Below are 19,006 nucleotides of genomic sequence, written 5' to 3'. Positions count from 1 at the left end.
AATTGTCACTTCGATCGCAGTCGAGAACCTAGAAACACAATACTTTAATCACCTGACGAAATCAATCAAAAAACATCCTGATCGTTGAAAAGAATATAAATCCGATGAGTGAAAACACTATTCAACAACATCCGCTACTTTGACATCACAAAAGGGTGATTTGACAACAACAGCGTTTTTTGCCTCCTTTTGCGCTGTACATTTGAATCAGAATCAAAACCCCGACTGTTATGAATTACAAAGTAAAAAGTATCGTTTATTTCGCAAGTTTAGTAATCGCAGTGATTATGTATTACAATGTTGGAAATGCAGATACAATTCAGAACACCGTTTTAGCCAATAATACTGTAGAACATGTTTCTGCCCTAGAAGCATTGAACTAGAAAATATATTGAACAAGGCCTAGGTTTCCCAAAAACCTTTGACACGTTCACCTTGAAAGTACCTACTTGAATTACCAAAAACGGCATTAGCTTCCCCAAGCTAATGCCGTTTTTCTTTTCCATTTTGCGACGAGTTCTTTTTGCAGTCAAGAACAGTTAAAAAATTCCCAATTATACTTCTCCAATTAAACCAAGCTGCCCCTTCATAGTCTTAGGTACAAACACATTAAAAATTAAAACATCTTAATTATGAAAAAAATACTAATAGTAGTAATGCTAATGGCGGGGGGAATCATCTTCGCACAAAAAGGCGAAAGAGGCGGCAAAGAGCGAATGAAAGATCTTAGCCCAGAACAAATCGCAACCTTACAAGCAAAGAAAGCCACGCTAGCTTTAGATTTAACATCTGCACAACAAACACAGATGAAAGCATTTTTTGAAGAAAATGCGAAAATGCGAAAGGCCAAAATGGAGGAGCGCAAAGCAAGAAAAGAAAGTGATGAAACTAAAGAACTGACTTCTGAAGAACGGTATGCGCGCACAAATGAACGCCTCGATCATCAAATTGCTCAAAAAGCAAAGCTCAAAGAAATCTTGTCAGAAGAGCAACTCGCTAAATGGGAAAAAATGAAACACCGCAGAGCTAAAGGCAAGAAAGGAAGTAAGGCTAAAGAACGCAAAAACAAGTCTAGAAAATAGTTGGTTCGATTGGTTGATTAATGATTGGTTAAAAACCACGCTGCAAAGTGTGGTTTTTTTGTTTAAAAAAACTAGTTAGACTAGCCGTTTTAATTTTTTTAAACATTAAAAACGTTTGTACTTGTTTGTAAATATTTAATGCAGGGTATTTGCCCATTCGTGTTGCTTTTTTGCAAAAATTGTAAGATTTTTAGGGTATTGCGTTTATCATGTAGTTGTGTTTCATGTAGAAAAAACGGAACAACCAACAAACTAATTTTATGAAAAGAGCCTATTACTCGAATAACATACGTGACTTTTTATTAGAACCAGACTCGAGTATTCTAGGTGAATTAACAGCTAATCATAGCAACAGAACACTTGAAGAATTACAAGTAAATGCATGGCGGAAACAAATCAGCATCCTTAAAAATCAACTTTCTGAATTTAAAGGCCAAATTTATTTCGAGTTTGCAATACCTAGAATGGGTAAAAGAGTTGATAACATTGTGATTATCGATGCAGTCGCATTTATTATCGAGTTTAAAGTTGGGGATGGTGGTTACGAAAAACACGCCATAGAACAAGTTATTGATTACACTATTGATTTGAAAAACTTCCACGAAGGAAGCCACGATATCAAACTCATACCAGTTTTAGTTGCTTCAAACGCGACAAATGTTGCTGAACAGGATAAGCAAATCATTGATCATAAGACTGCTGCTAAATCCAATCAATATGATTTAACCAATACACTTAAACGGTATCTAAATATCAATGGTAACTCAATAGATATTGATTATTGGGAGAACTCAATCTACAAACCTACACCAACAATAGTAGAAGCTGCTCAAGCTCTGTACAAGGGACATAATGTCAAAGAAATAACAAGATCAGACTCAGGAACAATTAATCTTTCTAAAACTGCGGACTGCATTAATTCAGTAATTGAAAAATCCAAAAACAAAGGGATAAAATCAATTTGTTTTGTTACAGGTGTACCTGGAGCTGGTAAAACATTAGCTGGATTAAATATAGCGGTTGAAAGAATGAAAGCTGATGAGGATGAACATGCGGTGTTTCTATCTGGAAATGGACCATTAGTCGATGTACTAAGAGAAGCCCTAACAAGAGACGGAGTATTAACAGCAAAAGAAAATGGAGAAAGACTAAGCAAGAAGCAGGCAGGCATTAAAGCGAATGCATTTATTCAAAATATTCACCATTTCCGTGATGATAATTTACTTTCAGATAAAGCCCCAATTGAAAGAGTTGTAGTTTTTGATGAGGCTCAAAGAGCTTGGACAAATGATCAAGTTAGTTCGTTTATGAAAAGGAAAAAAGGAGTTGAAGATTTTAACAAATCAGAACCCGAATTTCTAATTGATGTTATGAACAGGCATTTTGATTGGTGTACAATAGTTTGTTTAATTGGTGGTGGGCAAGAAATAAACACAGGCGAAGCTGGATTAGAAGAATGGATTAGTTCTCTTAAAAAACATTTTCCTGACTGGGACATTCACTACTCTAGTTCAATATTAGAAAGTGATAACTATTTAAAATCTGAAGAATCGAGAAAATGGTTAATTGGAAATGGAATAAGTGAAATGGAATTGCACCTTGCGGTTTCTGTTAGATCATTTAGATCAGAACAATTATCAAATTTCATTCACGAGTTGCTTAATATCGAAATTGAAAACTCACAACGAATTTACTCGGAAATCAAAAAATCTTATCCTATAGTTTTAACAAGAAACCTTGAAAAAGCAAAAAAGTGGCTTCGCGATAGTGCTAAAGGAAGTGAAAGGATTGGATTGATAAGTTCCTCAGGAGCTAGAAGACTAAGGCCTTTAGGCATTGACGTGAAAAATGAAATTTCTGCACCAAGTTGGTTTCTAAATAATAGCCAAGATATTCGCTCTTCTTATTTCTTAGAAGAAGTTGCTACTGAATTTGATATTCAAGGACTCGAGATAGATTGGGCTTGTGTTGCTTGGGGTGGTAACTTTCATTTCAATAATACTGATTGGAAATATCAAAATTTCAAAGGAACCAAATGGCAAAACATAAATAAGGATATTGACAAAGAGTATTTAAAAAACACTTATCGAGTTCTTCTCACAAGAGCACGTCAGGGAATGGTAATATTTGTTCCTGAAAGCAGTGATTTAGATCACACGAGGCCTAAGGCTTTTTATGACGAGACGTATGAATATTTGAAGGAAATTGGAATACAAGAAATTGAATAAATAAAACACGAAAACACAACAATGTGTATAGTGCATAGCACCCTGCGGGATGCTACGACACCATACACGAAACGTTGTCGCCAATTCATCGAAATGAAAAGCACTTTAGTTTATCTATTGATCATAACCATACTTCTATCTTGTAGAAAAGATGGAGAAGTCAGCTCATCTGCCAATCAAAATTCACATATTGAATATTTCGGATTTACCATTATAGACACCTATTGGGATGATCCAACCGACTCTGAATCGAAAACCAATTATGCCGACGAAATTCATAATTTCAGTAATCTAGCTGATGTTTTAGTTGTTAGCCCTAATGCTGATTTGACACAAAGAATACAAACCTTTGCGGATTTGGATTTAAAAGCAATTTTACATCTTAATGAACTATTCTTTGAATTAATTGACACCAATAGCCCTTCAGGGTCGAATTACAACTTACGACCTGATTATAAAGACAGGTGGAATGAATTTAAAGATATCAATCTATCTATTTTAAACACCAACTATATCGGAGCGCTTTACATTGGAGAAGAGCCAACTTGGAATGGAATAACTTTTACTGAATTGAATTCCGTATCTCAACTACTAAAAACAGATTTTCCAAGCATTCCCTCAATGATAATCGAAGCTTATCCGTCATTGAGTGATTTACAAATTCCAGAAACTGTGGACTGGATTGGATTTGATCGCTATTTTATTAAGAACCCAAATACAAACAGCGAGTTTCAGAAGGATTGGGCGTTATTAAAATCTAAAATATCAAATCCTACGCAGAAAATAATGGTCATCTTGGATAGTCACTTTATAGACTGGGCCCATGGTGACTTAGGGAATATTGACTTGACACAAATGGACGAAGTTGCGAACAATTATTACATATTAGCCAAAAGTGATGAAAAGGTTGTTGGAATATTAGGCTACTTTTGGCCCAATGGATTTGACATACCAGAATCGATTGGTGCACGAGGAATGCCAGAAAAAGTTATATCGGAATATCAACGAATTGGCAAAGAAATAACCGGGAAAAATAACTAGCCTCAACAATGCATAAAATTCATTGCTTGCCGATTTCCGAAACGGAAATCACGCGCAAAAAGCTAAACCTGCCTGCCGGCAGGCAGGTTTAGGTTCGGCTGGATTGTCCTGCGGACGAATCACAGCAACGAACCTTAGCCAACCGTTGCGTAAGCTAAAATCAAAGAATCAAATGAAAAGGCTGTTCATTGTAGTGCTTATTCTCTTTCTATTATTAGGTAGCGCTTATTTATTCTTTTTAAACAAACGAATAGAAGGCGTTTGGATACTTAACCATACCACAGACAATAATCAATTCGAATTTAAAAGTGATGGACAGGGTTTGTGGGATATCGAAAACCAAAAAATTTATTATTACAATTTAAGTTCTTTAGAAAATGTTCGTGGTAGTAATTATTTTGACTTTGGTGTGAAGCTTAATTTAGAATCCGAGGAAAATGTAAATAATTTTTCTTTCAAGGTCAATCAAGTGAAAGGAGATAGCCTAGTCTTAAACTTAACTGGTTCGGTACAACGTGAAATTGTACTAAAAAAAATACCAGATACTTTAAAAAACAATTCTGACTGGAAAGAAAAGTTAACAAGAAAAGCTTTTGAATTTCGTATACCTAGTGAGGTAAAGTTTTCTGAATTTACCAAGATTCCTAAATCTTATGACACAATTTACTTTGATAGTCAATTCATTATGCATAAGAACCAAATTCAAAATATTCCAAACTGGGAATCACCAAGTTGGAATTTAGCTAAAATAAAGGGACTTGACGTAATGTTTGCACATAACTGGCCAACAATGATTTTAACAGAGAATACCGATGGCATAGCCTTTTATGGATATGATATCAATGGAAAAATGTTTCGATGTGACTTGAATGAAATTAAAATAAATATTGAGCAATTTAAAAACAGTATAAGGTCAAATTAAAACTTAATTTTCAATTTGTGTGTAATGGAATAAAAAAGGCCTAGGTACAACTCGACCCAAACGTAATGTGGACTTTTGGGCTAAACCGAAAGGTCTGTGTATATTTATTCTGTCGCTAATCCCGATAGCTATCGAGAATGAATTTAGCTTTGGACAAGAAAAATTAAAACTAAACCTGCCTTGCCGGCAGGCAGGCAATAAGCTTTAGCACCAATCAATTCAAAATGATTTCAAAATGAAAGTAACAGCCGAAAAAAATGAAAAAGTAGCCAATATGATATTCGGGTCTATTTATCCGCTTTATCTGAATCGATTGGAAAAGAATGGTAGAACCAAAGCGGAGCTCAATCAAGTGATTGAATGGTTAACTGGTTTCGACGAAGCCGAAATTCAAAAATTCATTGACGAGAAAGCAAGCTTTAGAACATTTTTTCAAAGAGCTAAAATGCACCCTAACACACACTTGATTAAAGGCGTCGTATGTGGGTATCGCATTGAAGAAATCGAAGATGAATTTGAGTTATACAAACAATGCAGACAAATGGAAAAGCTGATTGATGAATTGGCAAAAGGTCGTAAAATGGAGAAAATTTTGCGCGAAGAAAAAAAGTAGAAACTATGGCTAACAAAACATCTAAAGAATGAACTCTAAATTTGGCTATACCTTCTTTCTATTATTTTCAATTTGGTTCAGCTCATGTGATCGACCTGAGTGTAGCAATGAAAACCTCATATTTGAAAATAACGCTCCAAATTCTAAGGTCTACAAAGATGAACTAGTAAAACAATTGGGTGGTATTGATGAGACCAAACTCACCTATTGGCTTCAAAAATATGAAGAAAAAAGTGGAGAAGAATCTTTATATTTCCATATTCAAGGAGATAGTTTATGCGCTATTTTGCAGCTATCAATGCCTCATTGGACCAAATTAGAAGAGGTAAAAGAAAAAAAAGGAGTTGGCCGCCGAGGTGCGGAATTCACGAATTTAAAGTTTGACATTCTTCAAGACTCGGTATCAACTAAATTTATTTATAGAACTTTTGATAGACTAATTGATTAAAGTACGTTACAAAACCAACAGCAAGAAATGAAAAAAATCAGTTTTCTTATTATTTCACTACTATCGTTTACGATATCAGCCCAAACTGATAGTTCATTTGGATTTAAAGCCGGAGCAAATTATGCTCAATTTACGCCAGATATCGTTATTGCTGGTATTACAGCAATAGATTATCAAGGAAAAACAGGGTATTATATTGGTGGTTTTTACAATTTCAGCTTATCAGAAAAATTTAGTGTACAACCTGAATTATTAGTTGCCAATCAAGGAACTCAAATAGTTAATGGGGAAATTTCATTGCGAGATGCTTCAGGTGATTTTACTGTTGGAAGTATCGAATCTAATTTGAATGAATTTTCAATTTTGCTTCCCGTAATGATCCAGTTTAAGTTGACTGACAATCTTTTTCTTGAAGGCGGACCCCAAGTAGCTTATGCTTTTAAAAGAACTGAATTAATTAAAAAAAATCCTTTTGATCTTTCGTCCGAAGGGCAAAAATCAACCGCTTCACCATTTGTTAGCGATTTTGATAAACTTGATTTGGGGCTGAACATCGGAATTGGGTACAATCTTACAGAAAAGCTCGACCTGAACCTTAGATATAGTTTAGGACTCTTGGAGCGAGATAACTACAAAACCTCCATTTTCAACCTAGGAATCGGATTCAGACTTTAAAAACTATACTGAACAATTGCGACAATTCTACAAGTACCATGTTCATGTTTATTTAAACCCTAAAAATTCTTTTAATTCCCTTCAACCTACTAACTTGTAGCAACAATCAAAGCAACAAGATCAATGTTATCTAGAACGTCGAAACTTTTTATGCTTCTAATCTCCATTGGAAGTACGTCTCTTTGCGCACAAACAACAGCAATAAAAACAAATGGTCGTTTAATTCTGGGCACCTATTCAGAGCGAACGGCATCAGTAGCCAGCGGAGATATTGATGGTGATGGTGATCATGATATTCTAGTTGCAAATGGTCGTCACTGGCCAGGTCAAAATCGAATTTTTATAAATAATGGCCGTGGTATTTTCACGGTGGAGAAAGACTTAGGTTCTTTAAAAGAAACGACCTATGCTGCAGAATTAGCTGATTTAGACAATGACGGAGATCTCGATGTTGCCGTCGGAAATGATATGGCACCCAATGCTTTATTCTTCAATGATGGAAATGGTAATTTCACTAAAAAGGGTTCTTTCGGAGAATCGTATTCTTCCACCCGTAATTTGACATTGGCAGACCTCAACCAAGATAGTTTTATAGATATTCTAATTACCAATAGAGGCCGCCCGAATGAGATTTGTCTCAATGATGGTAAAGGTGGTTTTTCAAAAACTATGAATTTCGGAAATTCAAAAGATTCCACAATTGATGTAGTAGCTGTCGATATAGATGGGGATACTGATTTAGATTTAATTCTAGCCAATCGAGATGGACAATCCAATTACGTGTATCTGAACGATGGCAAACTGGGATTTGATGAGAAAATTGCCTTCGGAACTGGCAGCGATGATACTCGATCGGTTGGTGTAGGCGATATCAATGAAGATGGAATGCTAGACATTATAACGGCAAACATCGGTTCACCCAATGTGATTTATTTAGGAAGTGTCAAAGACCCATATATCCAAACGATAATTTTCGATAATACGGATGCTGAGAGCTACGCCGTGTCAATTGCCGATATGGATTCAGATACAGATTTGGACATTATTATTGGGAATTCTGAAAGTACAAATATGATCTATTTCAACGAAGAAAACGGAAAGAAATGGGTAGCCTACCCACTAAAAGATGAACCTTCAGACACCTATGATATCATTACTATTGACCTCAACAATGACGGTAGGGAAGATATTATTGAAGCTAATTCTGATGCGATTAATCGCTATTATTTCAACCGACTTAAAAAATAAGTACAACCTAATAAACCAAATTATTATGAAAATTTCTCGCTTAAAATCTAGCCTTTTTTGCTGTTTTTTTCTATTTGCTTTTCTGACATCGTTCAATGCAGAAGCTCAAAATGATTCCATTCACCTCAGATATTTTGGCACCGCCGGTTGGGAGATAACCGATGGAACTATTACAGTTCTAATCGACCCTTATATTACGCGATTAAAGTTAGGCACAGGGCCAGGGGTAAGTGCAAAAGATACTCGAAAAACAGTATTACGTTCTGATATTTTTGTTTCTGACACCTTGCTTATTGATAGCTTGATCACCAAGGCAGACTTTATACTCGTACATCATTCACATTTCGATCACTTATCAGATGTACCTTATATCGCCAAAAAAACTGGGGCAAAAGTAATTGGAACCGAAACTACACGTAACATTCTTCGCGGGTATGGCATTCCTGAAGAGCAACTTTACCCCGTAAGAGGAGGCGAGGATTATCAATTTGAAAACTTTTCACTTCAAGTGATTCCGTCGATACATTCCGCGCTTAACGACAAACATTATATCGACTCCAGAACGTATACAGAAACACCTAAAACTCCGCTTAAGGTATCCGAATTTATTGAAGGAGGTTCACTCATGTTTTTAGCGCGTTTTAAAAAACATACCATTCTGACTATGGCTTCCATGAATTTTGTAGAAAGGGAATTGGTGGGCCAAAAACCAGATATTCTTTTGGCGGGAGTTAATCGTTCCCAATTGGGATTATACAATTACAACGAACGTCTTTTAGCAGTAACCAATTATCCCAAAATAGTAATACCAACCCACTGGGATAATTTTCGTTTGCCCTATGGATTTTCACAACGAAGCGGCGTGGAACAAAAACTGATTCCGTTTCAAAAAGATGTAAAAAGAATTTCTCCGGAGACCAAGGTGATTATTCCGAAACATTTAGGAACGATTTCTTTAGAGTAGTATTTTTTAACTTGCGTGTGTATTTACTGCCGGTGCCTCAAACGCTAATAGGCGCTTCAATTCCAATACACGTGTAACTGCAAGATCAAGACGCGAAGCTGATAATGGTTTTGCCATAAAATCAATTGCTCCGTTAGAATAGGCTTCTATTTCGAAGGATGATCTTGTAGAGTTGATAATTACCTCTACAGAATCTTTGAATAGCTTCTGAAGGGAGAACCCGTCTATTTCAGGCATTTCAACATCTAATAGTACAAGATCAACAGCCTGACTGTTAACAGCACTCAATCCTAAAAACGGATTCGAATAAGCACCAACAAGATTCAAGTGAGGGCTCTTCTCAATTAGTTTTGAGGAAAGTGCCAATTGCACTGCGGAGTCGTCGATTACAATAACATTTAATTTCATAGGACCGGGGAATGTCTTTTGGTTTGGTTTAATGCTAACTCGTTGTAGCCGTAAAAACTTACATAAAATTGACGAATCGCACAATTTCACGATGAAATACCCTTTTAACCTATAAAATTAGTAGGTAGAACAACCCTTAAAATACGGTCGTCTTAAAAAATGGTAGCTACAGCAGCAATGGTTTCATCCAAATCGGCATAACTAATAGCATCGTTTAAAAAGTAACTTTCAAAGGCACTAGGCGGTAAATAAATCCCTTTATCTAGCATTCCATGGAAATACTTTTTAAAAGTATCATTATTCCCTTTTGCTGAAGATGCGAAATCTACCACAGGTTCATCCGTAAAATGCACAGAGATCATACTCCCAAATCTATTGATCTGATGTGCAACCCCTTTTTCTGTTAGTGCCTCTGCAATGCCTTTATGTAAATAAACAGTTTTATCAGCAAGACTCTTAAAAACTTCCGGTTTATTATTCAATTCCGTGAGCATGGCCAAACCTGCACTCATCGCCAAAGGATTTCCACTTAAAGTCCCAGCTTGATAAACAGGTCCGTCTGGAGCCAAGTGACTCATAATTTCAGATCGAGCGGCAAAAGCACCTACCGGTAAACCTCCACCGATTACTTTTCCGAACATGACAATGTCCGCATCAATTCCTAAGGCTTCTTGAGCTCCTCCTTTTCCCAATCGGAATCCGGTCATCACCTCATCAAATAACAGTAAAATCCCTTCTTGCGTACACAGTTTTCGCAATCCCTGCATAAATTCATCCGTAGGAATAATGCAACCCATATTCCCGGCAACGGGTTCAATAATAATAGCAGCTATTTCTCCTTGATTTGCTTTCACCAGAGTTTTTACTCCTTCTAAATCATTGTAATCTGCCAACAGGGTATCCTTTGCCGTACCCTGCGTTACACCTGGGCTATTCGGACTCCCAAAAGTAACCGCTCCACTACCCGCTTGAATCAAAAAAGAATCAGAATGACCGTGATAGCAGCCCGCAAACTTTATAATTTTATCTTTTCCTGTATATCCTCTAGCTAAACGCACAGCACTCATGCAAGCCTCGGTTCCACTATTTACAAATCGAATCTTATCAATATTCGGCACCATGGAAACCGCAAGCTTCGCTAACTCTGTTTCTATTTCCGTAGGCATTCCGAACGACGTTCCTTTTTTTGCTTTTTCAATAACTGCATTTAGAACGGGTTCATACGCATGACCTAAAATCAAAGGGCCCCAAGAAGCAATATAGTCGATTAACTGATTTCCGTCTTCATCATACAAATACGCTCCCTTCGCTTCTTTAACAAAAATTGGGTCTCCACCAACTGCTTTAAATGCACGAACAGGAGAATTTACACCGCCTGGAATATATTTCTTCGCCTCTTGAAAGAGGGCACTACTTCTTTGGTAAATCATTCTCTAATTGAATTTTTGAGTCTCTACAGTGATTTTTTGCCCCACAGATATGGTATCACTGTACATGTAATTCCAGCGTTTTAAATCATCTACAGAAACGGAATACTTTCGCGAAATTGAATAAAGCGTATCACCTTCTTTTACCACATGCACCTCATTTTTTTTATTAGCAACCACTCGTTTCTCTTCGGTAGTTACTTTTCTTTTTTTACCATATCCTGCCTTTGCTACCGCATTATCAAACTTCGCTAAATCATACTGTTCAATAAGTTTTATCAATTTTTGCGGATATTTTTTATCGGTAGCATAACCTGCTTTTCGTAGACCATGAGCCCACTTTTTATAATCTGTATTGCGATACTCAAAAAGGAAAGCGTAGCGCGAACGGCCGGTTAAGAAGATACTATGATCGCGATAAGAATACATAGGGTGATTGTATTTGCGGAAGCATTCGCCTTTCTCGTCATCATCATGAAAGTCGTAATCACCTTGCCAACCGGTATGACATTTAATTCCGAAATGGTTATTGGTTTTTTTTGCTAGAGCGCCTTTTCCAAAACCACTTTCTAGAAGTCCCTGAGCCAAAGTGATACTAGCAGGAATGCCATAGGCTTTCATTTCCAATTGTGCTACTTCAGCAAAAGTATTGATATAATCTTGTGGTTTCTCAAATTCCATTCGAATGAACTTACCTGTATCTTCAGGCATAGGGTATAGTCCGCCATCATCCGTTCTCTTTTTTGGTGCTGGTTTTTGAGCTGTTTTATTTACCGCTTTACTGCCTCCTTTTCCGTAGGTAACTTTCTGTTTCACCTTACAACCCATCAAAAAAGAACCTAAAAGGGCAACTACTAAAAGTCTTCGTATCATATCGTAATCTGGGGTAGATTTTTCTTTTTCAAATTTGCATTCATTCCAGCAATACTTTGTAAACCACCAGTATGAACTGCCAGAATTTTAGTTTTAGGTTTGAAATAATCCTTTTTGATCAAATCTAAAATTCCGTAAAGCATCTTACCAGTATAAATTGGATCTAGAGGAATTTTTGTTAGCATTTTAAAATCATTTATAAAATGTATTAGTTCTGCAGATACTTTCGCATACCCTCCAAAGTGATAATCCGTTTGCAATTCCCAATTCTTCTTGGGAGTAAAATTACGAATATCTTCTTTTAAAAAATCACCTTTTAATGCAGGGAAGCCTAAAACCCTTTGATTTTGCTTTGTTGCAGTAATAATGCCTGCTAGGGTGCCTCCTGTTCCTACGGAAGAACAAACGAAATCAAACTCAATATCTTCAGCTGTTACGATTTCTTCACAACCCTTTACCGCTAATTTATTTGATCCGCCTTCAGGCAATAGATAGAACTTGCCGAACTCCGATTCTAATTCCTTTCTGAATTCTTCGGAATTTTTATCCCGATAGGCATTCCTAGAAATAAATTTAAATCGCATACCATGTTCAGAAGCTAGTTTTAACGTTGGATTTGTTTTCCATTTCTGAGATAGTTCTTCCCCACGAATAACACCAATAGTTTGTAGGTCATGCACTTTTCCTGCGTAAGCGGTAGCGGCGATATGATTGGAAAAAGCGCCTCCAAATGTTAAAAGCGTAACGCAACCTTGGGTTTTAGCTGCTTCTATATTGTATTTGAGTTTTCGATATTTATTACCGGAAATAAAAGGGTGAATTAAGTCTTCCCTTTTTATGGTAAGAGAAATTTGTTTCTCAGTTAAAATCGGAAGATGTACGGATTGATTTTTGACTTGCACCTTAAACGCTTTGCAGCATCAAAGATACTTTATAAAGCTAAAAACCTTGCGCTCATTGGGGTAATTCAGATTATTCTCATTGTGATAAGCTTCTTGCTCGAAACTGATATTCTGATACCCATGATAAAAACTAAGATGCCAAAGACTGCGCACAAGCCATTCAAAAATATAAATTACGTAAAATGGAAGAATCAACAATTCTAGTTGTTGCTTCAAATGAATCTTTTCGTGATTGATAAGTACACTATCTTCTTTTAAAGAATCATTCTTTAGAATAATAAAAGGCCAAAAAGAGAGACCCACATAATTCTTGTAAAAAAAATGTTTAAAGACTAGTATCATAGGTTGATAGTAAAACGTCTATTAACAAAGTTAATTGTTAGAACGTTATTGCATTGCATAACTCAATTATGTTGCCAACAATTGCATTTGCTCGTTAAAAAACCACTAAAAGCCCATAAAGTGCTCGTTTCAAGGGCCGAAGAAAGACGTTATCAACAAAAAATCTACTAATTTTGCTCGTAAAGCGCTACACGCTTATCGCTTTGCGCTGCACGCTTTTTCTTTAAAACCAACGCGATAGCATAATTAGTGATTAGCAAAAAAACTATGAAAGAGATTATTCCTATTGAAGAAGGAGATTTTTACTGGTCAGAAGAAGGATATCGTGTTTTTACAAAACAGTATCATTTGAAACGCGGTTATTGCTGCGAAAGTGGTTGCCGGCATTGCCCATATGGTTATGACGCAAAAACGAACTCACAGTAGTGATTCACAGTCTATTCGGCATGGTTTTTGATATTTTTAAGGAAGTTAAACTTGACAAATTCCAAAAATAATTGATTATGAAATGAGCCAGACTGATTCTTTAATACTAACTAAGAACGGCAATGGCAAATTACATTTGACTATTAAAGAACAATTAAAAATTGAACAAATGAAAAAATTAAAAATTCTCGCGCTTCCTGTTTTTGTGCTACTTTTTCTAAGCTCTTGCACCTCGGTACGCGTCTTATCTGACTATGACAAAAACGCAGATTTCGGTTCTTATAAATCCTATGCTTTCTATAAAACAGGTATTGATAAGGCCCAAATTTCTGATTTAGATAAAAAACGAATTTTACGAGCTATTGAAACTGAAATGAGTGCTAAAGGCTTTGTAAAATCTGAAAGTCCAGATATTTTAGTAAGTATTTTTACCAAAGAACGTGAGCAAGTTGATGTATACAATAACTACTGGGGTGGCGGTGGCTTCGGTTGGGGTTGGAGTCCTTGGTACTGGGGCGGTGGTTTTGGTCCCGGTTGGGGATGGGGAGGTAACAATGTTAGCACCCGAACACAAGGTTCACTTTATATCGACTTAATTGATTCCAAAAACAAAGAATTGGTTTGGCAGGGTAAAGGTGACGGCACCTTAAACAATACCAAGAATATCGAAAAGAAAGAAATGCGCATCAAGGAGTTTGTTGCTGAAATTATGACGCAGTATCCGCCGGAGATAATACAATCAAAATAATTAAAAAACCGCCTTAAAGGCGGTTTTTTTTATACTTTCTCTTAACATCTTTCATATCCTTTTTCGATTTCGATTTTCGTAACTTTACGTCATCATCGGATATTGCTTAGGGCAATATCAACCTCTCCCATGGTGAGGTAAAAATTAAATTGAATGTCGTACGAAAGCAATCCCATTTTAGACAAGCTTCCTGAACATTTGAAGCAATTTATTAAGCCTCAAGACTATAGCGATTACACCGCCATTGACCAGGCTGTTTGGCGCTATGTGATGCGGAAAAATGTCGATTACCTGAGTAAGGTTGCCCATAAATCTTATTTGGATGGACTTCAAAAAACAGGTATATCTATAAACCATATTCCCAATATGTATGGTATGAACCGTATTCTTGAAGAAATCGGTTGGGCCGCAGTCGCCGTTGACGGGTTTATCCCTCCCTCTGCCTTTATGGAGTTTCAAGCTTACAATGTTTTAGTGATTGCCTCCGATATTCGACAATTGGAACATATTGAATATACGCCTGCTCCTGATATCATTCATGAGGGTGCTGGGCATGCTCCAATTATTGCCAATCCTGAATACGCGGAATATTTGCGTCGTTTTGGGGAAATTGGTTGTAAAGCAATTTCTAGTGCTAAAGATTATGAACTCTATGAGGCTGTGCGACATCTTTCTATAATCAAAGAAGCCACAGGAACACCGCAAGATGAAATTAATAAAGCGGAAAAGCATATTGAAGATCTACAAAATAACATGGGCGAGCCAAGTGAAATCGCCCTTATCAGAAACCTACATTGGTGGACCGTTGAATATGGATTGATAGGTACAGTTGATAATCCTAAAATATATGGAGCGGGACTCCTCTCTTCGATTGGTGAAAGTGCTTGGTGCATGACGGATGAAGTCAAAAAAATACCCTACTCGATTGAAGCAGCGCATACTTCTTTCGATATTACTAAACCGCAACCGCAACTTTTTGTAACTCCTGATTTTGCTTTTCTTAGTGAGGTCTTGGAAGAATTTGCAAATGAAATGGCAGTTCGAAAAGGAGGATTGAGTAGTATTCAAAAACTGATCAACTCTAAAGAATTAGGGACTATAGAATTAAGTACAGGACTTCAAGTTTCTGGAAATTTTGATGAAGTTATGGATTATGAAGGACGGCCTGTCTTTTTCCAAACTACTGGCCCAACAGCTTTGTCTTATCGTGAAAAAGAATTGGTGGGTCATAGTGCTGAAATTCATTATGATGGATTTGGTTCCCCTATGGGAAAATTGAAGGGAATCAATTTGGCCATTGAAGATATGAGTCCGAGGGATTTGAAAGCCTACAATATTTTCGAAGGACAAACCATCACTTTGGAATTCGAAGGAGGTATCAAAATATCCGGAGAAATCATTACCGGAACAAGAAATCTAAAAGGTGAAATCATTCTCATAACCTTCCGTAATTGCAAGGTGACCCATAAAAAGAAAACCCTCTTTAAATCGGATGAAAGATTATACAGTATAGCAGTAGGCGAACATATTGTTTCAGCTTACAATGGCCCTGCAGATTTAAATAGTTTTGATTTAATTAATCATGAGGTTTCATCAACTAAAGTAAATCCTGAAATGTCAGCCGAACGAAAAAAGTTGGAAAGTTATTACCGCCAAGTCCGCGATTTTCGAGAAGGGACGAATACCACCATTTCGCGTCACAAGGTTTTTGAACAAATAACAAAAGAATTTCCTGCCGATTGGCTCTTATCAATCGAATTGTATGAACTAGCTAAAAACAATGGAGATACTGATTTTGCCCAAGAAATTGCAAATCACTTAGAAACCGTAAAGTTGAGCAATCCTAAAGTCGGACAATTAATTGATGACGGATTGGAATTGGTCAACGCAAGTTTTGTTGTTTAGACTAATCTTTGAGCAATAATTGAGTTAAATTTTCATCTACTAGTTCATTGTTATAAACTAGTTTCCAGTTCATAGAATTAGTGAGCACATACATTTTTTGAAGCTCGCTGATTAGGCGATTTTTTGCGTTACTTTTTAAAGTTGAAGCTTCAATCTTTTTCATCAAGGAAGCATTTACATTTTTCTTGATTTTGTTGTAATCTGAAGCATCAAATTGATTTAGATAATCTGCAGTAACATCGTAATATTCAAAATCAGGATTAATCTTGATTTCGGGTTCAGGAATACTTTTTATACGAAGTGTTTTGTTTTCTTCATCTAATTCAAAATCAATTTTTTGCATATCATAGGCCACGGTAACCTCAGCATTCACAACCACCAAAGCCTTTTTATCTGCAGTAATTAGAGGTCCGAATAGCTCTTGTGAATCTTTGTAATTGTAGACTTCGGCGAAGTGGCCTTCAGTAACAATAAGCTTCGAAACATTGAAAATTTCCTGCTGAATGAGCATCGAATTCTCTTGAAGAATAGTATATTCCACTTGGTCATTTGAACACGCTCGAAAAATTAGGATTCCGCTCAAGACGATGATTATTGCTATTAAGATTTTTTTCATTTATCACAGGTTTATTTTGCGTCTATTGTCAGTCTGAGCGCAGTCGAAGACCATTACTGTTATTTAACCTCTTCAGTTCCTAGCCCTTCGACTGCGCTCAGGATGACATTCAAGGTCGCCTAAAACTCCATAAACGAATGCTCCTTTTGAAGATACGTAATTTTCTTTTCTAGGGATTTTAAAAATGCTTGATGTTGTTCCGATTCTGGGTTGAACGGTCGGTGTTGTAAGCCCTTTTGTATAGTATCTACTTTTTGCATAGTAGGATGTGCTTCAGGTGAAATCCAGACTTCAACAAATTTTTCCCAGATATAGTCAATAGCCTGCTCGTTGGGATGTATCATATCAGCTTCGTAGAAACGGTAATCACGGAGTTCATCCATCATAAGTTCATAGCTTTCAAAGTACGAAGTTCGAGGTACGAAATGCGAAGTTTCCATGATTTGATGTATTGCCGATATCAGGTGTGATTTACTTCTCTGATTTTCAACAAATCCATCTTTGAGATGTCGCACTGGAGAAACTGTAAAAATAAACTTCACATCTTTATTCACCGATTGAATGCTTTGGATGGTATTCTCTATACTTTTCTGAACCGCTGCAACTGAAAGTAATTCCTTAGTAAATTCCTTTTGCGGTACTTTATGGCAGTTGGCAACAACTGAGTTTGTCTTTTTATTGCAATAAACCCAAGCTGTCCCTAAAGTTATTAGTACGTGTGTTGATTTGGTTATTTGTTCATACGTGTTCTCTAAACCTATATTTAATTCATGAAGTAGTATTTCCTTGGATGGATTACTTAAATCAGAATGTGCATCAAAACAATGCCAACGTTCGTTTAGAAAGAAAATATCTTCTTCTGTATAGCTTTCCTTTTTAACTGCTTTTGAAATCAATTTTTCAATTGCCACAGGATGAAATAAAATCCCAAAAGGATTATGAAGACTTTGAAATTTAAAGTATGCTAATTTATTACCAATATTTTTGGCAAAACAAGAGCCCAAAATCAGCAATTGACTTTGATAATCAATTTGATTTTGGGCTTTCGTGAAATTGATTTCCGAACGGAATTTCATTTTTCGACCATACTATTTGGCTAATTTCTTTTTTGATTTAGCAATTATCTTACTAAGATACTCCAAATTTTTAGCTTTCAAATTGTAGGACAGCAGACCAGGAAAATAGTCCCTATAAATGACTTCCCCAGTTCTCGAATTTACAACTTGAAGAAATCGCTCAGCATTTATACGAATGTATCGCATGTAGTAAAATTCGGTATTTGATGCAATAGCTTTATCCAAATCTTCCTTGTTAATGAATTCATAATCAAAACCATATCCTTTAAAAAGTTTCTCAACTTCTTCTTCATCCCTATCTGAAATATTGGCATTCCACGCATTGGTTTTTTGAGTGATATACTCAGGTACATATATTTTTTGGCTTGATAAGCTAGCTATTTTTTCAGCATCAAAATCCTTTTTGTACATCCAATATGTTTCTTCTTTGTCAAGTAATGCATTCGTTTTTTGAAGGTAGTTCTTAAGCATACCAGAAGTATAATTGAAAAACACATCTTCTGTATAAATACTATTCATGATTTCCTCATTCTTTTTTGTAAAGGCTGTTACTACAAAATCAGTATCAGGAAACAAATAGAACTTTGCGATTGATTTCTTGTTCTCTTTGAATATTTTTTCTGCTTTCTTTTCTAGTTTTTTTTCTGAAAGGCTTGGTGATAATTTACCAAGTTTTTTGGTTATTTCTTCCGCATCGTACATCCTAATGTCAAAATACGTATGTAGTGACTTTGGTGTTTCAATACCGAATTGCTTTTCAACTACCTTAAATCCTGTTAAGGTTGCAAAAGAATAATTTCCCTTGTACATATTAATCAAGGAAAAATCATCCCTAGAGATTAATTCATAAGGTGTTACCGTCCAAGTATCTTTAAGTATTTGATCATATTCAGAAGCGTTGATTACATCTGAAAGCACAAAAATTGTAGTAGTTGATTTAAATCTTTCTAAGGTCTCCTTTTTTAAGTCGGCAGGTTTACCTCGGTGCCTTGCTCCGACAGAAATCTGAGAATGCCCCGTAAAACTTACTAGAGCGAATAATAAAATAAGATAATTTTTCAT

At 36.1% G+C, this 19,006-nt stretch carries 21 protein-coding genes; 13 read left to right on the top strand and 8 right to left on the bottom strand.

Annotated elements, in window-relative coordinates; genetic code table 11:
• Positions 1–230 precede the first annotated feature (230 nt).
• The 10 genes from ACKWCD_RS16335 to ACKWCD_RS16290 all read left to right on the top strand — a co-directional run bounded on the left by ACKWCD_RS16335 (position 231) and on the right by ACKWCD_RS16290 (position 9,221).
• Positions 231–383, top strand: coding sequence for a hypothetical protein (locus tag ACKWCD_RS16335; RefSeq protein ID WP_413985024.1), 153 nt, complete (start codon positions 231–233; stop codon positions 381–383).
• A 249-nt stretch (positions 384–632) separates the two neighbouring features.
• Entirely contained in the window at positions 633–1,082 is a 450-nt protein-coding gene (locus ACKWCD_RS16330; RefSeq protein WP_413985023.1) for a hypothetical protein, read from the top strand.
• 260 nt (positions 1,083–1,342) lie between these two features.
• Positions 1,343–3,310 carry a DUF2075 domain-containing protein gene (locus ACKWCD_RS16325; protein WP_413985022.1) on the top strand — a complete coding sequence of 656 codons (1,968 nt, stop codon included), beginning with the start codon at positions 1,343–1,345 and terminating at the stop codon, positions 3,308–3,310.
• A gap of 93 nt (positions 3,311–3,403) precedes the next feature.
• Positions 3,404–4,351, top strand: a complete 948-nt coding sequence (locus ACKWCD_RS16320; protein WP_413985021.1) for a hypothetical protein — start codon at positions 3,404–3,406, stop codon at positions 4,349–4,351.
• Positions 4,352–4,523: 172 nt separating this feature from the next.
• Positions 4,524–5,273: a hypothetical protein gene (locus ACKWCD_RS16315; RefSeq protein ID WP_413985020.1), complete on the top strand. Its 750-nt coding sequence runs from the start codon at positions 4,524–4,526 to the stop codon at positions 5,271–5,273.
• Positions 5,274–5,508: 235 nt separating this feature from the next.
• Complete coding sequence (locus ACKWCD_RS16310) at positions 5,509–5,886, top strand: DUF2200 domain-containing protein (protein WP_413985019.1); 378 nt, start codon at positions 5,509–5,511, stop codon at positions 5,884–5,886.
• A gap of 28 nt (positions 5,887–5,914) precedes the next feature.
• Positions 5,915–6,334 (top strand): hypothetical protein, encoded by a 420-nt coding sequence (locus ACKWCD_RS16305; protein ID WP_413985018.1) that lies wholly within the window; start codon positions 5,915–5,917, stop codon positions 6,332–6,334.
• A gap of 27 nt (positions 6,335–6,361) precedes the next feature.
• Positions 6,362–7,009, top strand: a complete 648-nt coding sequence (locus ACKWCD_RS16300) for a porin family protein (RefSeq protein WP_413985017.1) — start codon at positions 6,362–6,364, stop codon at positions 7,007–7,009.
• A 123-nt stretch (positions 7,010–7,132) separates the two neighbouring features.
• Positions 7,133–8,257, top strand: coding sequence for an FG-GAP repeat domain-containing protein (locus tag ACKWCD_RS16295; protein ID WP_413985016.1), 1,125 nt, complete (start codon positions 7,133–7,135; stop codon positions 8,255–8,257).
• A 25-nt stretch (positions 8,258–8,282) separates the two neighbouring features.
• A complete protein-coding gene (locus ACKWCD_RS16290; protein WP_413985015.1) occupies positions 8,283–9,221 on the top strand; it encodes an MBL fold metallo-hydrolase in 939 nt (312 codons plus the stop codon).
• A 6-nt stretch (positions 9,222–9,227) separates the two neighbouring features.
• Here the strand turns inward: ACKWCD_RS16290 and ACKWCD_RS16285 are convergent, their stop codons facing one another.
• From ACKWCD_RS16285 to ACKWCD_RS16265, 5 genes are all read right to left on the bottom strand, one after another.
• Positions 9,228–9,629 (bottom strand): LytR/AlgR family response regulator transcription factor, encoded by a 402-nt coding sequence (locus ACKWCD_RS16285; RefSeq protein WP_413985014.1) that lies wholly within the window; start codon positions 9,627–9,629, stop codon positions 9,228–9,230.
• 152 nt (positions 9,630–9,781) lie between these two features.
• Entirely contained in the window at positions 9,782–11,059 is a 1,278-nt protein-coding gene (gene hemL, locus ACKWCD_RS16280; RefSeq protein WP_413985013.1) for a glutamate-1-semialdehyde 2,1-aminomutase, read from the bottom strand.
• 3 nt (positions 11,060–11,062) lie between these two features.
• Positions 11,063–11,929: a glucosaminidase domain-containing protein gene (locus ACKWCD_RS16275; protein WP_413985012.1), complete on the bottom strand. Its 867-nt coding sequence runs from the start codon at positions 11,927–11,929 to the stop codon at positions 11,063–11,065.
• Positions 11,926–12,831, bottom strand: a complete 906-nt coding sequence (locus tag ACKWCD_RS16270) for a 1-aminocyclopropane-1-carboxylate deaminase/D-cysteine desulfhydrase (RefSeq protein ID WP_413985011.1) — start codon at positions 12,829–12,831, stop codon at positions 11,926–11,928. The genes ACKWCD_RS16275 and ACKWCD_RS16270 overlap by 4 nt, the downstream gene beginning before the upstream one ends.
• A gap of 18 nt (positions 12,832–12,849) precedes the next feature.
• The gene (locus tag ACKWCD_RS16265) at positions 12,850–13,173 is read right to left on the bottom strand and encodes a hypothetical protein (RefSeq protein WP_413985010.1); all 324 of its coding nucleotides are present in this window, start codon (positions 13,171–13,173) and stop codon (positions 12,850–12,852) included.
• Positions 13,174–13,440: 267 nt separating this feature from the next.
• On the opposite strand from ACKWCD_RS16265, the gene ACKWCD_RS16260 reads away from it, so the two are divergent.
• The 3 genes from ACKWCD_RS16260 to ACKWCD_RS16250 all read left to right on the top strand — a co-directional run bounded on the left by ACKWCD_RS16260 (position 13,441) and on the right by ACKWCD_RS16250 (position 16,252).
• A complete protein-coding gene (locus ACKWCD_RS16260; protein WP_413985009.1) occupies positions 13,441–13,599 on the top strand; it encodes a DUF5522 domain-containing protein in 159 nt (52 codons plus the stop codon).
• A 169-nt stretch (positions 13,600–13,768) separates the two neighbouring features.
• Positions 13,769–14,347: a DUF4136 domain-containing protein gene (locus ACKWCD_RS16255; protein WP_413985008.1), complete on the top strand. Its 579-nt coding sequence runs from the start codon at positions 13,769–13,771 to the stop codon at positions 14,345–14,347.
• Positions 14,348–14,500: 153 nt separating this feature from the next.
• On the top strand, positions 14,501–16,252 hold the full coding sequence (locus tag ACKWCD_RS16250) for an aromatic amino acid hydroxylase (protein ID WP_413985007.1): 1,752 nt from the start codon (positions 14,501–14,503) through the stop codon (positions 16,250–16,252).
• 1 nt (position 16,253) lies between these two features.
• On the opposite strand, the gene ACKWCD_RS16245 is transcribed toward ACKWCD_RS16250, so the two are convergent.
• From ACKWCD_RS16245 to ACKWCD_RS16235, 3 genes are all read right to left on the bottom strand, one after another.
• Positions 16,254–16,868 (bottom strand): DUF4230 domain-containing protein, encoded by a 615-nt coding sequence (locus tag ACKWCD_RS16245; protein WP_413985006.1) that lies wholly within the window; start codon positions 16,866–16,868, stop codon positions 16,254–16,256.
• Positions 16,869–16,987: 119 nt separating this feature from the next.
• A complete protein-coding gene (locus tag ACKWCD_RS16240; protein ID WP_413985005.1) occupies positions 16,988–17,944 on the bottom strand; it encodes a GSCFA domain-containing protein in 957 nt (318 codons plus the stop codon).
• Between the two features lie 12 nt (positions 17,945–17,956).
• Positions 17,957–19,006, bottom strand: coding sequence for a hypothetical protein (locus tag ACKWCD_RS16235; protein WP_413985004.1), 1,050 nt, complete (start codon positions 19,004–19,006; stop codon positions 17,957–17,959).

The sequence above is a fragment of the Maribacter taeanensis genome (assembly GCF_047345145.1).
Classification (GTDB): domain Bacteria; phylum Bacteroidota; class Bacteroidia; order Flavobacteriales; family Flavobacteriaceae; genus Maribacter_C.
This window is presented reverse-complemented; position numbering and strand designations above follow the sequence as displayed.

Bases quoted from the DNA above. Each gene is read 5' to 3' on its own strand.
- ACKWCD_RS16335 (WP_413985024.1), top strand. From the start codon at position 231: ATGAATTACAAAGTAAAAAGTATCGTTTATTTCGCAAGTTTAGTAATC.
- ACKWCD_RS16330 (WP_413985023.1), top strand. From the start codon at position 633: ATGAAAAAAATACTAATAGTAGTAATGCTAATGGCGGGGGGAATCATC.
- ACKWCD_RS16325 (WP_413985022.1), top strand. From the start codon at position 1,343: ATGAAAAGAGCCTATTACTCGAATAACATACGTGACTTTTTATTAGAA.
- ACKWCD_RS16320 (WP_413985021.1), top strand. From the start codon at position 3,404: ATGAAAAGCACTTTAGTTTATCTATTGATCATAACCATACTTCTATCT.
- ACKWCD_RS16315 (WP_413985020.1), top strand. From the start codon at position 4,524: ATGAAAAGGCTGTTCATTGTAGTGCTTATTCTCTTTCTATTATTAGGT.
- ACKWCD_RS16310 (WP_413985019.1), top strand. From the start codon at position 5,509: ATGAAAGTAACAGCCGAAAAAAATGAAAAAGTAGCCAATATGATATTC.
- ACKWCD_RS16305 (WP_413985018.1), top strand. From the start codon at position 5,915: ATGAACTCTAAATTTGGCTATACCTTCTTTCTATTATTTTCAATTTGG.
- ACKWCD_RS16300 (WP_413985017.1), top strand. From the start codon at position 6,362: ATGAAAAAAATCAGTTTTCTTATTATTTCACTACTATCGTTTACGATA.
- ACKWCD_RS16295 (WP_413985016.1), top strand. From the start codon at position 7,133: ATGTTATCTAGAACGTCGAAACTTTTTATGCTTCTAATCTCCATTGGA.
- ACKWCD_RS16290 (WP_413985015.1), top strand. From the start codon at position 8,283: ATGAAAATTTCTCGCTTAAAATCTAGCCTTTTTTGCTGTTTTTTTCTA.
- ACKWCD_RS16285 (WP_413985014.1), bottom strand. From the start codon at position 9,629: ATGAAATTAAATGTTATTGTAATCGACGACTCCGCAGTGCAATTGGCA.
- hemL (WP_413985013.1), bottom strand. From the start codon at position 11,059: ATGATTTACCAAAGAAGTAGTGCCCTCTTTCAAGAGGCGAAGAAATAT.
- ACKWCD_RS16275 (WP_413985012.1), bottom strand. From the start codon at position 11,929: ATGATACGAAGACTTTTAGTAGTTGCCCTTTTAGGTTCTTTTTTGATG.
- ACKWCD_RS16265 (WP_413985010.1), bottom strand. From the start codon at position 13,173: ATGATACTAGTCTTTAAACATTTTTTTTACAAGAATTATGTGGGTCTC.
- ACKWCD_RS16260 (WP_413985009.1), top strand. From the start codon at position 13,441: ATGAAAGAGATTATTCCTATTGAAGAAGGAGATTTTTACTGGTCAGAA.
- ACKWCD_RS16255 (WP_413985008.1), top strand. From the start codon at position 13,769: ATGAAAAAATTAAAAATTCTCGCGCTTCCTGTTTTTGTGCTACTTTTT.
- ACKWCD_RS16250 (WP_413985007.1), top strand. From the start codon at position 14,501: ATGTCGTACGAAAGCAATCCCATTTTAGACAAGCTTCCTGAACATTTG.
- ACKWCD_RS16245 (WP_413985006.1), bottom strand. From the start codon at position 16,868: ATGAAAAAAATCTTAATAGCAATAATCATCGTCTTGAGCGGAATCCTA.
- ACKWCD_RS16240 (WP_413985005.1), bottom strand. From the start codon at position 17,944: ATGAAATTCCGTTCGGAAATCAATTTCACGAAAGCCCAAAATCAAATT.
- ACKWCD_RS16235 (WP_413985004.1), bottom strand. From the start codon at position 19,006: ATGAAAAATTATCTTATTTTATTATTCGCTCTAGTAAGTTTTACGGGG.